This is a genomic window from uncultured Maricaulis sp. (assembly GCF_947259345.1).
Taxonomy (GTDB): Bacteria; Pseudomonadota; Alphaproteobacteria; order Caulobacterales; family Maricaulaceae; genus Maricaulis.
This window is the reverse complement of the sequence record NZ_CAMYLS010000013.1, coordinates 105,567-119,920: the sequence shown is the minus strand read 5'-3', so window position 1 is coordinate 119,920 and position 14,354 is coordinate 105,567. Positions and strand designations below refer to the sequence as shown.

Sequence of the window (14,354 nt, the reverse complement as noted above, 5' to 3'; positions counted from 1 at the left end):
TCTTGACCCGGTCGCGGGCCGTGATACATCGCCCGGCATGATACCGAACCAATACCCCTCGCTTGATTTCAACCTCGGTGACACGGCCGAAATGATCCGTGACACTGTCCGTTCCTTTGCCAGTGACGAGATCGCGCCACGCGCGGCCGAGATAGACCAGACCGATGTCTTCCCGGCTGACCTCTGGCAGAAGATGGGAGAGCTCGGGCTTCTGGGCATCACCGTCGGTGAAGAGGATGGCGGCACCGGGCTGGGCTATCTCGAGCATGTCATCGCGATGGAGGAAATCTCCCGCGCCTCGGCATCGGTCGGCCTGTCCTACGGCGCCCACTCCAATCTCTGCGTCAACCAGATGCGGCGCTGGGGCAATGCCGAGCAGAAGACGAAATACCTGCCCAAGCTGATTTCCGGCGAGCATGTCGGATCGCTGGCCATGTCCGAGCCGGGTGCCGGGTCCGATGTTGTCTCGATGAAGCTGAAGGCCGAACGCAAGGGTGATCATTTCGTGCTCAATGGCTCGAAAATGTGGATCACCAATGCCCCGGCCGCCAATACGCTGATTGTCTACGCCAAGACCGATAGCAGCGCCGGTTCGCGCGGCATTTCCGCCTTCATCATCGAGCGCGGCATGAAGGGCTTCTCGGTCGCCCAAAAGCTCGACAAGCTGGGCATGCGCGGGTCCGAGACCGGTGAGCTGGTCTTCGAGGATTGCGAAGTGCCGGCCGAGAACATGATGGGTGATGAGGGCAAGGGCGTCGAAATCCTGATGTCCGGCCTCGACTATGAGCGCGCCGTCCTGGCCTCCGGCCCGGTCGGCATCATGCAGTCCTGCATGGACGTCGTGATGCCCTATATTCGCGAGCGCAAGCAGTTCGGAAAATCGATCGGCGAATTCCAGCTCGTCCAGGGCAAGCTCGCGGACATGTATGTGCGGATGAATGCGACGCGCGCCTATGTCTATGCCGTGGCCCAGGCCTGTGACCGGGGCCAGACCACGCGCAAGGATGCCGCCGGCGCGATCCTTTATGCCGCCGAGGGCGCGACCCAGATGGCGCTGGACGCGATCCAGCTGCTGGGCGGCAATGGCTATATCAATGAATACCCGACGGGCCGTCTCCTGCGTGACGCAAAGCTCTATGAGATCGGCGCGGGTACGTCGGAGATTCGCCGCTGGCTGATCGGCCGGGAATTGTTCGACGAGACGAACTAGCCTCCTGGTCAGCGCGCCATTCATGCTAGGCTCCGGGCAGTTGCTGCCTGGAGCCTTTTTCATGGCTGGTTACGCCGACCTCACGGCCGTTTTCGTGAATTGCACACTCAAACGTTCGCCCGAGACCTCCAACACCGAGGGCTTGATGGCTGTTTCGCGTGCCATCATGGAGGCGCAGGGCGTCACGACCGATCTCATGCGCCTGGTCGATCATGATGTCGCCTATGGTGTCTATCCGGACATGACCAGGCATGGCTGGCCGAGCGATGACTGGCCGGAACTTTGGGCGCGGATCGACACCGCGGATATCCTGGTGGTCGGCACACCGATCTGGCTGGGAGAGGAAAGCTCGGTGGCGCGCGTCCTTATCGAACGCCTCTATGCGCAGTCCGGCGGCATGAATGAGAAAGGTCAGTACGGCTTTTACGGCAAGGTGGGCGGCTGCCTGGTGACCGGCAATGAAGACGGCATCAAACACGTCGCCATGAGCGTGCTCTACGCGCTCCAGCATGTGGGCTACACCATCCCGCCCCAGGCCGATGCGGGCTGGATTGGTGAGGCAGGGCCGGGGCCATCCTATCTGGACGAAGGCTCCGGTGGACCGCAGAATGATTTTACCCAGCGCAACACGACCTTCATGAGCTGGAATCTGGTGCATTTGGCGGCTTTGCTGAAGCGCTCGGGCGGATTGCCGGCGACAGGAAATTCGCGGCGCGCCTGGGATGAGGGTGACCGGTTCGACCATCCCAATCCGGAATACCGATAACGCACCCAAAACCGATTCGATGAGAGGCAATCTGATGAAAACTGGCATAATCACCCTGATCGCCGGGGCGCTGCTTGCTGCCTGCGCCAGCGACAATGTCGACGCTCAGCCCGGTGGCATGGATCGCCTGTCGGCCTATGACACGATTGACGCCTGCTTGTATCGCGAGACTGGCCCGGTCGAGCGTCGGGCCTGTATCGGCGAGTACAGGGCGGCTTGTGAGACGCTGTCGGAGAATGGCGAGACCATGACCGGCATGATGATGTGCGCCGGTGAGGAGTATGAAGCCTGGGATCGCTGGCTCAATGAAGCCTACCGGGATTTGCGCGAAAGCCTGCCGGAAGATGCCGTCATCAACCTGCGTGAGGCCCAGCGTAGCTGGATCGCGCATCGCGACCAGGATTGTCTCTTTCTGTCAGGTCTTTATGCGGGCGGGTCGATGGAAGGGCTCGAGCGAGCGGGCTGCCTGACCAGCAAGACGGCCGAGCGCGCGATCGAGCTGATGTATTGGGACCGTGTCTATCCGCCGTTCTGAGGCGCGGCCTTCAGGCCCAGCGTGACCCGCATTTCGTCATCGATACCGGCCAGCATGCCCTGCGCGGCGTCATAGCCGGCATCGCGGACTTCTTCGAACTTTTCCCATTCGCGGATATCGATCGAGGTTTCCGGCAGGATGAGCAAGTCGGCGGCCTCGCGGCCGATATCGCGATGATCAGCCACGCCGATCGTCGCCGCGCGCATCAGCAGCGAGGCAATGGGTGGTGGTGATTTCAGCCCGTTCTTGCGCACCCATTCGATGAATCCGGGCGGGTTTTCAAAATCGGCCGGATTGAGACCCTGGGCGCGGGTGACGTCGACGCCGACCACCGGTCCGCGATGGAATGCGCGCATCTCACGCGCCGGGAAGTTCGTGAAGACCGCTCCGTCGACCAGGATCTGGCCGTGAACGACGACAGGCGGCAGCAGGCCCGGGATAGCGATAGAGGCCCGCAGGGCATGTCGTAATGAGCCAGTGCGATGCACTTGCGGCCGACCGCTGGCGAGGTTGGAGGACAGGCAGAAGAAGGGTCGCACCATTTCGGCAATCTCGACATCGCCGAAATGTTCCTTCAGGCGCGCATCGACCTTTTCGCCCTTGGCCAGTGAGACCACGGGCAATGTCCAGTCATCGAGCGGGTTGCTGTCGACGAAAGCCTTGCGGATGCGTCGTTCCAGCTCGTCATCGGACCAGTCCAGCGCGATCCCCGCAGCAATGATCGCGCCCATCGAGGCGCCGCCGACAAAATCAAACGGCATGCCGGCTTCACGCAGCGCCCGGATGGCGCCCATATGAGCATAGGCACGGGCACCGCCGCCGGAGACCACCAGGCCGACCGAGCGTCCGGCCAGGGTTCGGGCAAGGCGCGCCGTATCGGCCACATGCTGGTTCTGGCGCCAGTGGAAGACCCGGGCGGCGTCCGCTGCATTGGCCCAGTCCTGGGGACGTGAGGCCGCACTGACACCGCCCGGATGCAAAAGGACGACGTCGAGCAGTTTCAGTCGCATGGCCGGCGACGGGTCGTCGGGCAGCAACGGCGTGGACGGTCGTGCATCAGCGCGGGCAAACAGCCACATGCGGTCCGCCCGACCCATGGCGCGCCGGGCCCAGGCCGGATCGGAGAAGCGGGCTGTGAGCAGGACGATGTCGTGTTCCTGCTCCAACACGTCCAGTTTCTGGCCGCTCCAGTCGGCGCAGCTTTCATCGGCGATACCGCAGCTCACGCCCATGCCCTGCAGCGTGGCGGCGAGTTCCTTGGCCCGATAGTCGATATCGATGGTGGGCGAGGTGCTGATCAGCGCGAAGACCTTGGGCTCGGATCCCGCGGCCCGACGCGGGCCACGAAGCCGGGCCAACATCATGCGCGACAATTCCCGCATCAGACTGGCATGTTTGTTGGTCAGGCGTTCGAAACTGGCCTTCGGCAGTCGCACCAGCTCGCTGTCACGCAGGGCGTAGACGCTGGCCTGGTGTGGCGTTTCGTCCAGCATCGACATCTCGCCGACGGGCTCGCCCGCCCGGATGTAGCCGATCAGGTCTGATCGCCCGAGCGCGCCATTGCGGAAGGCGGCCAGGGCGCCCGAGCGCACGAGGTAGATGGCGTCCGCCTCATCGCCTTCGCGAAACAGGAGTTTGCCCGCGGGCAGGCAGAACCATTCGACCTCGTGCTCGACGGCATCGAGCACGGATTTCTCGACCCGGTTGAGAAAGGGCAGAAAGGAAAGGTTGAGAGGCATGGGTCCGCCGACGACTTGAATCGTCGTCCAGTCTAGGGCTGCTCGGCGAGCTTGGGAAAGGGGGATGGACCGCGCGCGGCTCTCCCTGGCGATTGCCGATCAGAAGCGTCGACGCAAGACAAGGTGGCCGACCGGGCGAACAGTCCGCGATTGGCTTTCGCCAATGGCGTCCGCATCGATGCGGTCAAGGTCCTCGAGAAGCGGCATGTGCTCGCCGGTCTCCGGATCGAAGAGGATCATCTGATCTTCACCGGAATCCTGGAAATAGGCGCCGCCTTCCATCGTGATGCTCCACGCATTGATCGTCCGCACGGTGATGCCGGCGCCGAAATAACGGGTGAGGGCATCCAGATTGGAGCGCGTGAGCTCTTCGGACAGCTCGGCATGGGGGAAGGCTGACCACGCCGGCGCATTCGCCTGGCGCATCCAGGCCGGGATGGCTCGGTCGCCGCGCGGCGAGATGGTTCCGGCCGACAGAAAGAATTCGTCACCGAAAGGATGGACGTCAATTTGGCCAGCCAAAGCGGAGATTTCGGACAGGTCGGCCCGGTCGCTTCCGATCAGGACCGGGGCGCTCGTGGCATTGGAAGTGCTAACCCGCCAGCGCAGGACAGAGGCCTCGCCAGCCTCACTGATTCCCGCAATCCAGGCCGCCGAATCATCGACGGCCTGAGCCGAGGTGTGGCCCGTTGTTGCGGCAAAAAGCGCAGCAATGACAACTGTTTGTACGCGCATGCGCACCTCCCACATGAAGCAGAAACACTGTAGCGCATTCCGGCCCCGATCCCCATCAGCCTGTGAGGGAGGACTGAATCATATCTTAACCCGGCACGGGATTCATTAAGAATCCAGACCTTCGGTTCGACATCGCAACCATACGCGGCTGCGTCCTCACTGCCAAGGAGAGTCGGGCCCGTTTCGGGCTATTCCGTGGCAGCGTCGGCATCCGTCACGAGATAATCAAGCGGTTCCACCCATGTGATATTCGGTGCGCCCTGGAGATACGCGTCCAGCAAGGCCTTGTGACCGGCCCCATAGATAACGAGGACACGCTCGCCTGGTTCCGCAATGCGGGCGATATTCGCGAAAATATGCAGGTTGCGGCCCCACCAGCGGGTCATTTCGCGGGCGCCGGCCGGATCATCCGCGCCGCCCATCTGGGCCAGGATGAGATAGAGATTGTGCAGCTCACGCGTCTCTTCGGAGTTTTCCGAAATGATGCGGTCGAGAATGCTCCGGTCCAGCGAGTCCATGTCGTCGAGATAGGCCTGGACCTCACCGATATAGCTTTGCCATTCGGCCAGGAGCGCCGATTGTCCGGCGGTTGAAGCCGCCGCCATCATGGCCTCGAAATCCATGCCGCCCTCGGCGTCGACCGCATAGAGCCGATCATGTCCGAGTCGGGCTGCGAGCCGCATGCCGAGCTGCTGGCGCTCATTCACGCCAAGGTCGCGCGTGCCGGCCCGGTATTCGTCATAGCGCGCATTGAAGTCCGCCTCATGCACGGGCATCAACTCGACCGCGATCCGGGTCGGAGCGAAGGCCTCCAGCCGATCCAGGACTTCGGCGATCTCGGCCTGCCGCGCCGGGGCAAGGAAGTCGTCAACTTCCGGATTGATCATGTCCTGGCCGCCACCGCTGAAATGGAACGTGCCCAGCACCATGACTTCGGCGCGCGGCGGCGCGTCCGCGTCCTGCGCCTGGCCAGGCGGGGTCAGGCTGAGTCCGGCAATGAGGCTGATGGCGGTCAGTATGGCGCGCATGATTTTCTCCCCTGAGTGTCAGTTCCAGGCATCAGGATGCGACAGGTGTTGGATTCGGATGCATGATTGTTTGCGTTCAACGCGGTGTGCGGGTTAATCAGCCAGCACGATTGCAGTTTTCGGGGCCTCCATGACCAAGATTGTTTCCGCGCTCGATACCCAGTCTGCCAGCTTCCAGGAGAATGCGGCAGCCATGGAAGGCCTGGTGGCGGACCTGCAGGTCCGCACGGCAGCTGCGGCGGTCGGCGGCTCGGAGCGCTCGCGCGAGAAGCATTTGTCGCGGGGCAAGCTCTTGCCGCGGGATCGTGTCGAACGTCTCCTCGATCCGGGTTCGCCCTTCCTCGAGATCGGCGCTCTTGCGGCGAACGGCATGTATGAGGGCAATGTCCACGGCGCCGGTATGATTGCCGGCATTGGCCGTGTCTCCGGGCGCGAAGTCATGGTGGTCTGTAATGACCCCACCATCAAGGGCGGCGCTTATTACCCGATGACCGTAAAGAAGCATCTTCGGGCCCAGGAAATCGCCATGCAGAACCGTCTGCCCTGCGTTTATCTGGTCGATAGCGGTGGCGCCAACCTGCCGCACCAGGCCGAGGTCTTCCCTGATCGCGACCATTTCGGGCGCATCTTCTACAATCAGGCCAATATGTCGGCCGAGGGCATTCCCCAGATTGCCGTGGTGATGGGCTCATGCACGGCGGGCGGCGCCTATGTACCCGCCATGTCGGACGAGACGGTCATCGTGCGCAAGCAGGGCACGATCTTCCTGGCTGGTCCGCCGCTGGTGAAAGCGGCCACCGGCGAGGTGATCTCGGCCGAGGATCTGGGCGGGGCCGATGTCCATGCCCGCGTCTCCGGCGTGGCCGATCATTACGCCGCCAATGACGAGCACGCCCTGCACACGGCGCGGCGGATCGTCGGCACGCTCAATACGGTCAAACAGATTGATCTCGATCTCGCGGACCCGCGCGAGCCGGCTTATGATACGTCGGAGCTGGATGGCGTCGTGCCTGCCGATATTCGCGCGCCCTATGATGTCCGCGAAGTCATCGCCCGCCTGGTGGATGGTTCGGAATTCGACGAGTTCAAGAAACTCTATGGCGAAACGCTGGTCACCGGTTTTGCCCGGCTCTACGGCATGCCGGTCGGCATCATTGCCAATAATGGCATCCTCTTCTCCGAGAGTGCCCAGAAGGGCGCACACTTCATCGAGCTCTGTGCCCAGCGCGGTATCCCGCTGGTCTTCCTGCAGAACATCACCGGCTTCATGGTCGGCTCGAAATACGAGGCGGGCGGCATCGCCAAGGATGGCGCCAAGCTGGTCACTGCCGTGTCGACCTATCGCGGGCCGAAATTCACCGTGATCATCGGCGGCTCCTATGGCGCCGGTAATTACGGCATGTGCGGCCGCGCCTACTCCCCGCGCTTCCTCTTCATGTGGCCCAATGCCCGTATCTCCGTCATGGGCGGCGAACAGGCCGCCGCCGTCCTGGCCACGGTCAAGCGCGACGGCATGGAAGCGCGCGGCGAGGAATGGTCGCTTGAGGATGAGGCCGCCTTCAAGGCGCCCGTGCGTGATGCCTATGAGGCGGAGGGCAATCCCTATTTCTCGACCGCCCGCCTGTGGGATGACGGGATTATCGCGCCTTCTGACACGCGCCGCGTGCTGGGCCTGTCGCTGTCCGCCGCACTGAACGCGCCGATCGAGAAGACCAGGTTCGGCATTTTCCGGATGTAGCCCAAAGACCGGATTGCGCCTGTGACCTGCCGTCACGGTGCCGAGCAGGCCAGGATGCGCTAAACCACAATTGGAGTGTGGTCATGGCAAAATCAGTCTGCATCATCAATGGGCATCCCGACGGCGCGCCGGAACGCTTTGTCGCAGCGCTCTGCGAGGCCTATGCGCAGGGCGCGATGGCCGCGGGGCATGACGTGTCGCGGATTGATATCGCGGGCCTGCCGATCGAAATACTGTCGAGCGAGGCTGAATTCGCAACGCCGCCCGCCGCGGCGATCATTGCGGCTCAGGCGGCAATTCTCGCGGCGGATCATCTCGTGCTTGCCTACCCCCTTTGGCTGGGGACGATTCCGGCTCGGCTGAAGGCGTTCCTGGAGCAGATCGGCCGCGCGGGCTTTCTGCTCGACACTGGCGGCGACAGCAGCAAATGGCCGGTGCGGCGGCTGCGCGGCAAATCGGTCCGCATCATTGTCACCATGGGCATGCCGGGTTTCGCCTACCGGCTCCTTTTCGGTGCCCACAGCCTGAAGGGCCTGGAGTCCGGAATTTTCCCCATGTCCGGCTTCAGCCCGGTTCGCCATACCATTCTCGGCGGCATCGGGGCTTGCGGGCCGGCCGGGCGCCAAGCCATGCTGGATCGGGTCGGGCGAATGGGGCGCCAGGCGCGTTGAGCCGTCGCGCGTGCTGGCACTGACCTGCCCGCCACGGAAACACGGTTTGCGTGACATCTGACCTGATCATGTTAACCTTGTGATCTGTTGATTGACTGTCGGGGGGGCAGGTCCAAGTGCCGGAGTTTCTGGAACAATTCCTGGGCTATGCCCGTGAAGGCTTTGCCGAGGTCAATGCGGTGCTCGGGCTTCTGGTCGCGGCCGTCTCCACGCTCATCCTGTCGAAATGGGCGCGCTTGCCGATTGTGGCTGGCGGCGCCGTCATTGCTCATATCGTGTTGGAAAGCCTTGCTCCCGTCATCGCCGGCGTCGGCGGATTTCATCTGCCGCCGCTGCTGGAAGCGCATTTCTGGCGCGAGGTGGGCGTGCTTTTCGTCGGCTATCTTGTGGTGATCGGAATTCTTTTCGCGATCAAACGGGTTGTCACAAAGCGTTAACAAAACTCGCCTGTCAGGAGAACTCGCTTTCCAAGATGAAAGTTTCACTAGAACGTTAACACCGCGCTCTTGTCTTGGGGTAAGGTGAGCACAGCGTTTGTTGGCGGAAGGGGACCGCGTAATGGAATTTCTTGATCAGATCATGGGCTATATCCAGCCTGCCATAGACTTTTTCATGCCGGGACTTGTCGCGTATGCCGGCGACGGGACGGTGGTGAATTGGATGCCGCTTGGTATCCAGCTGGGCGTGATCGCCCTGGTGCTTGCGCTCCTCATGCGGGAGTTCGGGGCCATCCTGATCTTTACCGTGGTCGGTGTGATCATCCACGTCATTGTTGATGTGGTGATGCCGATGGTTCGCGGCGGCGGCGCAGGCGATTTCGACATTGCTGCCTTCGGACAGCAATTCACGCAAATGCCGTACCTGCTCTATCTCGGCGCGTTGGCGATCGGCTATTTTCTGGCCATCATCGTGCTGTCGATCATCAAGGGCCTGATCTTCCGCGGCGACTGACCGCGTGATCTTCCGGTGCCGTAGGGGCGGTGCCGGGCTGGGGGCAAGAACGGGCTGTCGGGAAGCCGACGGCCCGTTTTTCTTTGGGGGTCGTGTACGGTGATCGCGCCGCTGCGGTGATGTGACCGCTTGTTGCGGTCGCGCCACCGGATTAAGCCTAGGGGATTGAATTCCTGACCCGCTTGCTTGTGGAGCTGCCCATGTCCGACGCCCCCGTCCTGCTCGATGTCAGCCCGGCCGGCGTGGCTGTGGTCACGCTGAACCGGCCCGACAAGCACAACGCTTTCAACGCCGAAGTGATCGCCCAACTTTCCGACACGTTCGAGACCTTGCGCGCCAATGGCGACGAGGTCCGTATTGTCTTCCTGCGTGGCAATGGCGGCAGTTTCTCTGCCGGCGCCGATCTCGACTGGATGAAAGCGGCGGCGCACTACACCGAGGCCGACAATGAAGAGGATGCGATGGCGCTCGCCACCATGCTCAAGCGCCTCTACGACCTGCCGCAGATGACGGTCGCGCTGGTCCAGGGCGCGGCGATGGGCGGCGGGGCCGGCCTGCTGGCGGCCTGCGATGTCGGCATTGTCATGAAGGACGCCAAGATCCGCTTCTCCGAAGTGCGCCTGGGCCTGACCCCTGCGACCATCTCACCTTTCGTCATCCGCGCCATCGGGCCGCGCTGGGCCCGCGCCCTGTTCGCTTCGGGTGAAGGGTTTGACGGCACATTCGCGCACCAGATCGGGCTTGCCCAATATGTCGTCGAGAATGAGGACGAGATGGCGTTGATGGAAGAACATCTCGCCAAGCTGGCCTTCTCGGCCGCGCCAGGCGCGGTCGCCGACGCCAAGAAGCTTGTGGATGACGTGACGGGCCAGGAGATCAATCACGGTCTCGCCGTGCACACCGCCAAGGCCATCGCGAAACGACGAGCCTCCGAGGAAGGCAAGGAAGGGCTCAGCGCTTTCCTGGAGCGCCGCAAGCCGGTCTGGGCGGAGTAGAGCGCGCTGGGCGCCCTCCGCGACCCGCGCGCCTTCCTGCACGCACGCCGCGCGGCGTTGCGGGCCTGGTTTGTGCGTGGACCCTGGACGCTGGGGGTCTTCGAGTTCGTCAGTTTTGGCATCAAGCAGGCTTGGGCCTGCTTGTTCGGCGGCCTCATGCTGGCCCTGCTATTGGCGACCTTTCTCTGGTATCCGGCCGAGAGCGCGCTGCCGCGCTATGATTTCATCACCCTGGCGGCGCTTGGCCTTCAAATCGCCTTGCTGGTCACCCGGCTGGAAACGCTGGAGGAGGCGAAAGTCATCGCCATCTTCCATGTCGTCGGCACGGTGATGGAAATCTTCAAAACCTATGCGGGCAGCTGGGTCTATCCGGAAGAGAGCTTCCTGCGGATTGCCGGCGTGCCGCTCTTCTCCGGCTTCATGTATGCGGCGGTCGGATCCTATCTCGCGCGGGTCTGGCGCATCTTCGAATTCCGATTCGATCGATTCCCGAATTTATGGCTGCAATTCTCTTTGGCGACAGCGGTTTATACCAATTTTTTCACGCATCACTACGGGCCGGATATCCGCATTCTTCTCTTCATCGTGACGGTTGTTATCTATGGCCGTTGCGTGGTCTGGTTCCGTCCCGACGAGGCCCATCGCCCGATGCCGCTGGTGATCGGCTTTCTGCTGGTCGCGCTCTTCATCTGGTTTGCCGAGAATCTGGGCACCTTCGCCCGCGCCTGGTCCTATCCGGGACAGGAGGTGAGCTGGCACATGGTCTCGCTGGCCAAGCTCGGCTCATGGTATCTTCTGATGATCATCAGTTTCGTGCTGGTGGCGGCTGTGCAATACCGGCGCAAGGATCCGTCACGGATCGCGGACTGACCGAAAACTGACCACATAACTGACCATTGGGATGACAGGCTCATGATCAAGACGCTCCTGATCGCCAATCGTGGCGAGATTGCCCGCCGGGTGATGCGCACCGCCAAGCGCATGGGTATCCGCACGGTCGCCGTTTATTCCGAAGCCGATGCCAACGCGCCGCATGTGCGCGAGGCGGACGAATCGATCTTGCTGGGACCGGCGCCGGCGTCCGAGAGCTATCTTCTGGGCGACAAGATCATCGAAGCGGCCATTGTCACCGGTGCCGATGCGATCCATCCCGGCTATGGCTTCCTGTCCGAAAACGCCGCTTTCGCCGAGGCCTGCGCCCGGAATGACATCATCTTTGTCGGTCCGTCCCCCGAGGCCATCCGCGCCATGGGTTTGAAGGATCAGGCCAAGGCGCTGATGGAAAAGGCCGGCGTGCCGGTGACCCCGGGCTATCACGGCGAAAACCAGGATCCGGATCATCTCGCCGCGGAAGCGGGCCGGATTGGCTATCCGGTTCTGATCAAGGCCGTCGCCGGCGGTGGCGGCAAGGGCATGCGCAAGGTCGATGCGGCCGCCGATTTTGCCGCGGCTCTGGACAGCTGTAAACGCGAAAGCTCCAAAAGCTTTGGCGATGACCGTGTCCTGATCGAGAAATTCATCACCAATCCGCGCCATATCGAAGTCCAGGTCTTTGGCGATAGCCGGGGCCGTGTGATCCATCTTTATGAGCGCGATTGCTCGCTGCAGCGCCGCCATCAGAAAGTGATTGAGGAAGCACCGGCGCCGGGCATGACCCCGAATGTGCGTCAGGCCATGTGTTCGGCCGCCATCAATGCCGCCAAGGCCGTCGACTATGTCGGTGCCGGAACGGTGGAGTTCATCGTCGACGGATCCGGCGCGCTGCGCGAGGACGGCTTCTTCTTCATGGAGATGAATACCCGTCTCCAGGTCGAGCACCCGGTCACCGAAATGGTCACCGGCCTGGATCTGGTCGAGCTGCAGCTGAAAGTCGCTGCGGGCGGCTCCGTGCCCGAGCAGGACGGCATCCGACTGTCCGGCCACGCCATGGAAGCGCGTCTCTACGCCGAGGATCCGGTGGCCGGCTTCCTGCCATCGACCGGTCCGCTGGAACGCCTTGAATTCCCGCAGGCCGGTCCCGGCCGCCGCATCGATACCGGTGTTGAAGAGGGCGGCGAGGTTTCGCTCCACTATGACCCGATGATCGCCAAGCTGATCGCCCATGGCGAAACGCGCAGCGAGTCCGCGCATATCCTGGCCGAGATGATCGACGAGCTGGTGGTCTATCCGGTGCGCACCAATGCGGCTTTCCTGCGCCGCGCCGCGGTGCACGAGGAATTTCTCGCGGCGCGCCTGTCGACCGGCTTCATCGAGACCCATCTTGACGATCTCATTCCCGCGCTCGTGCGCCCTGTGGACGCGGCCTTTGCCCTGCTCGGCGCGCTCGATCTGCGCCCGGTCCTGGCGGGCGCCCTGGACCCATTCGAGGCGGCCGATGGCTGGCGGCTCAATTCGGAACCGCGTCTGCGCTATCGTTTCGAGGTTGGCGGCGAGATCGTGACCGTTGTGCTGCAACGGGCCGGCCATGCGATGGAAGTTACTGTCGGAACCGAGACGACGCGGCTCACCGATCTGGCAATTGAAAGCCATGACCGCGGCTACAGCTTTGGCGCACGCGCCAACGGGCTTGATCTCCACGCTGTCTGCGAGCCTGTCGAAGGCGGGGTCCTTGTTGCGTGTCGTGGTCGTGCGACGGTCTTCGCGTTCGAAAATCCCGAAGCCGCTGCCGATGCGCTGGAAGCCGGCGATGTGGTCAAGGCGCCCATGCCCGGCAAGGTCCTGGCGGTCAATGTGAAGGCCGGTGACAGTGTCACCAAGGGCCAGGCCTTGGTCGTGCTCGAGGCCATGAAGATGGAACACGCCCTGGCCGCGCCGCGGGATGGCGTGATCGGCGAGCTGACGGTCGAGACGGGCGGTCAGGTGGCCGAAGGCGATATCCTGGTTGCGCTCGAGGCGCTGGAGGAGGGGGTGGCAGCCTGAAGGCCAGGCGCGCTCACGCCCACTCCCCCCACACGCGAAACCGGCACATCTCTTGCTCCTTCACGGGGGACATCACGGGAGATGGTTCAATGCGTGACACCTATATGGATCAATTCAGGTCGACTTGGTCGGACGAAGCGAAACAGAAGTTTCGCCATCAGCCGCTGACGGTGCGTCACAACTATCACGAACATCACGCCTTTTCCGATGTGGCCCTGGCCGCACTGATCGAGCGTCACCCGCGTGACATGATCGATTTCTGCACCATGGGTGATGACGCGACCGACCATGACAGCTGGCGGGCCGGCGATCCCGGTGCGCTGAGCGGGCTGGAGCTGATCGAGGCGGTCCGCAAGGGCAAGCTGTGGATCAATCTGCGACATGCCATGGACCAGGATCCGGAATACCGCCCGATCTATGACGCCATGCTGGCCGACATGAAACAGGCGGACCCGTCATTTCGCCCGTTGAACGCCGAGGCCGGAATCCTGATTTCCTCGCCGACCGCGCAGGTCTTCCTGCATTCCGATGTCTCCGAGACCATGCTGTGGCACATGCGCGGCGTGAAGCGTTTCCGTACCTATCCGGCCACCCAGCCCTATCTCAACACGGATGATGTCGAGGCGGTCCTGCATCACGACAAGACCGAAGACATTCCGTTCGACCCGGCCTGGGACAAGGATGCCTTCACGGTCGATCTGCATCCCGGCATGGCCGCCAACTGGCCGCTGCATGGTCCGCACCGGATCGAGAACCAATCGGGCGTCAATGTCTCGGTCCCGTTTGAAATCTCGACGCCGCAATCGCGCCTGCAGAACTCCATTCTCTACGCCAATGGCGTGCTGCGGCGTCAGTTCGGTTACGTGCCGACCGAGACTCGCACTGACGGGTTGGGCGCGCTGATGAAGCGTATGCTGACCTATACCGTCAAGCTCAAGATCAAGCTGTTCGGAGAGGCGTCACGGCCCATGCCGAAATCTGAACAGACCTTCGACATTGATCCCAACGCGCCGGAAGGCTTCGTCAATCGGGAGGCAACCGCCTGAAGCGAACGGGCTTGGTCGATA

Annotated in this window: 14 protein-coding genes; 11 read left to right on the top strand and 3 right to left on the bottom strand. The window is 62.7% G+C overall.

Annotated elements, in window-relative coordinates; all coding sequences use genetic code 11:
• The first annotated feature begins 37 nt into the window (after window positions 1-37).
• The 3 genes from Q0X62_RS06925 (at window position 38) to Q0X62_RS06915 (ending at window position 2,511) form a co-directional block, all read left to right on the top strand.
• Window positions 38-1,210 carry an isovaleryl-CoA dehydrogenase gene (locus Q0X62_RS06925; protein WP_297733198.1) on the top strand — a complete coding sequence of 391 codons (1,173 nt, stop codon included), beginning with the start codon at window positions 38-40 and terminating at the stop codon, window positions 1,208-1,210.
• A 61-nt stretch (window positions 1,211-1,271) separates the two neighbouring features.
• Window positions 1,272-1,976 carry a flavodoxin family protein gene (locus Q0X62_RS06920; RefSeq protein ID WP_297733195.1) on the top strand — a complete coding sequence of 235 codons (705 nt, stop codon included), beginning with the start codon at window positions 1,272-1,274 and terminating at the stop codon, window positions 1,974-1,976.
• A 34-nt stretch (window positions 1,977-2,010) separates the two neighbouring features.
• Window positions 2,011-2,511: a lysozyme inhibitor LprI family protein gene (locus tag Q0X62_RS06915; RefSeq protein WP_297733193.1), complete on the top strand. Its 501-nt coding sequence runs from the start codon at window positions 2,011-2,013 to the stop codon at window positions 2,509-2,511.
• On the opposite strand, the gene Q0X62_RS06910 is transcribed toward Q0X62_RS06915, so the two are convergent.
• From Q0X62_RS06910 to Q0X62_RS06900, 3 genes are all read right to left on the bottom strand, one after another.
• A complete protein-coding gene (locus tag Q0X62_RS06910) occupies window positions 2,496-4,250 on the bottom strand; it encodes a patatin-like phospholipase family protein (RefSeq protein WP_297733190.1) in 1,755 nt (584 codons plus the stop codon). The two genes, Q0X62_RS06915 and Q0X62_RS06910, sit on opposite strands and share 16 nt — an antisense overlap.
• Before the next feature lie 99 nt (window positions 4,251-4,349).
• Entirely contained in the window at window positions 4,350-4,985 is a 636-nt protein-coding gene (locus Q0X62_RS06905; protein WP_297733187.1) for a hypothetical protein, read from the bottom strand.
• A gap of 188 nt (window positions 4,986-5,173) precedes the next feature.
• Window positions 5,174-6,013: a DUF5694 domain-containing protein gene (locus Q0X62_RS06900; RefSeq protein WP_297733184.1), complete on the bottom strand. Its 840-nt coding sequence runs from the start codon at window positions 6,011-6,013 to the stop codon at window positions 5,174-5,176.
• 130 nt (window positions 6,014-6,143) lie between these two features.
• Between Q0X62_RS06900 and Q0X62_RS06895 the strand changes: the two genes are divergently transcribed.
• The 8 genes from Q0X62_RS06895 (at window position 6,144) to Q0X62_RS06860 (ending at window position 14,333) form a co-directional block, all read left to right on the top strand.
• Complete coding sequence (locus tag Q0X62_RS06895; protein ID WP_297733181.1) at window positions 6,144-7,751, top strand: carboxyl transferase domain-containing protein; 1,608 nt, start codon at window positions 6,144-6,146, stop codon at window positions 7,749-7,751.
• A gap of 83 nt (window positions 7,752-7,834) precedes the next feature.
• On the top strand, window positions 7,835-8,422 hold the full coding sequence (locus Q0X62_RS06890; protein WP_297733178.1) for an NAD(P)H-dependent oxidoreductase: 588 nt from the start codon (window positions 7,835-7,837) through the stop codon (window positions 8,420-8,422).
• A gap of 116 nt (window positions 8,423-8,538) precedes the next feature.
• A complete protein-coding gene (locus Q0X62_RS06885; RefSeq protein ID WP_297733175.1) occupies window positions 8,539-8,859 on the top strand; it encodes a hypothetical protein in 321 nt (106 codons plus the stop codon).
• A gap of 121 nt (window positions 8,860-8,980) precedes the next feature.
• Window positions 8,981-9,373, top strand: coding sequence for a hypothetical protein (locus Q0X62_RS06880; protein WP_297733172.1), 393 nt, complete (start codon window positions 8,981-8,983; stop codon window positions 9,371-9,373).
• A gap of 200 nt (window positions 9,374-9,573) precedes the next feature.
• Window positions 9,574-10,368, top strand: coding sequence for an enoyl-CoA hydratase-related protein (locus tag Q0X62_RS06875; protein ID WP_297733169.1), 795 nt, complete (start codon window positions 9,574-9,576; stop codon window positions 10,366-10,368).
• 72 nt (window positions 10,369-10,440) lie between these two features.
• Window positions 10,441-11,238 carry a DUF817 domain-containing protein gene (locus tag Q0X62_RS06870; RefSeq protein ID WP_297733166.1) on the top strand — a complete coding sequence of 266 codons (798 nt, stop codon included), beginning with the start codon at window positions 10,441-10,443 and terminating at the stop codon, window positions 11,236-11,238.
• A gap of 42 nt (window positions 11,239-11,280) precedes the next feature.
• Entirely contained in the window at window positions 11,281-13,287 is a 2,007-nt protein-coding gene (locus tag Q0X62_RS06865; protein ID WP_297733163.1) for an acetyl/propionyl/methylcrotonyl-CoA carboxylase subunit alpha, read from the top strand.
• A gap of 89 nt (window positions 13,288-13,376) precedes the next feature.
• Complete coding sequence (locus Q0X62_RS06860) at window positions 13,377-14,333, top strand: hypothetical protein (protein ID WP_297733160.1); 957 nt, start codon at window positions 13,377-13,379, stop codon at window positions 14,331-14,333.
• Window positions 14,334-14,354: the final 21 nt, after the last annotated feature.

Coding starts and splice junctions, on each gene's coding strand:
- Q0X62_RS06860 (WP_297733160.1), top strand. CDS start 13,377: ATGCGTGACACCTATATGGATCAATTCAGGTCGACTTGGTCGGACGAA.
- Q0X62_RS06905 (WP_297733187.1), bottom strand. CDS start 4,985: ATGCGCGTACAAACAGTTGTCATTGCTGCGCTTTTTGCCGCAACAACG.
- Q0X62_RS06880 (WP_297733172.1), top strand. CDS start 8,981: ATGGAATTTCTTGATCAGATCATGGGCTATATCCAGCCTGCCATAGAC.
- Q0X62_RS06875 (WP_297733169.1), top strand. CDS start 9,574: ATGTCCGACGCCCCCGTCCTGCTCGATGTCAGCCCGGCCGGCGTGGCT.
- Q0X62_RS06910 (WP_297733190.1), bottom strand. CDS start 4,250: ATGCCTCTCAACCTTTCCTTTCTGCCCTTTCTCAACCGGGTCGAGAAA.
- Q0X62_RS06915 (WP_297733193.1), top strand. CDS start 2,011: ATGAAAACTGGCATAATCACCCTGATCGCCGGGGCGCTGCTTGCTGCC.
- Q0X62_RS06890 (WP_297733178.1), top strand. CDS start 7,835: ATGGCAAAATCAGTCTGCATCATCAATGGGCATCCCGACGGCGCGCCG.
- Q0X62_RS06895 (WP_297733181.1), top strand. CDS start 6,144: ATGACCAAGATTGTTTCCGCGCTCGATACCCAGTCTGCCAGCTTCCAG.
- Q0X62_RS06865 (WP_297733163.1), top strand. CDS start 11,281: ATGATCAAGACGCTCCTGATCGCCAATCGTGGCGAGATTGCCCGCCGG.
- Q0X62_RS06925 (WP_297733198.1), top strand. CDS start 38: ATGATACCGAACCAATACCCCTCGCTTGATTTCAACCTCGGTGACACG.
- Q0X62_RS06920 (WP_297733195.1), top strand. CDS start 1,272: ATGGCTGGTTACGCCGACCTCACGGCCGTTTTCGTGAATTGCACACTC.
- Q0X62_RS06900 (WP_297733184.1), bottom strand. CDS start 6,013: ATGCGCGCCATACTGACCGCCATCAGCCTCATTGCCGGACTCAGCCTG.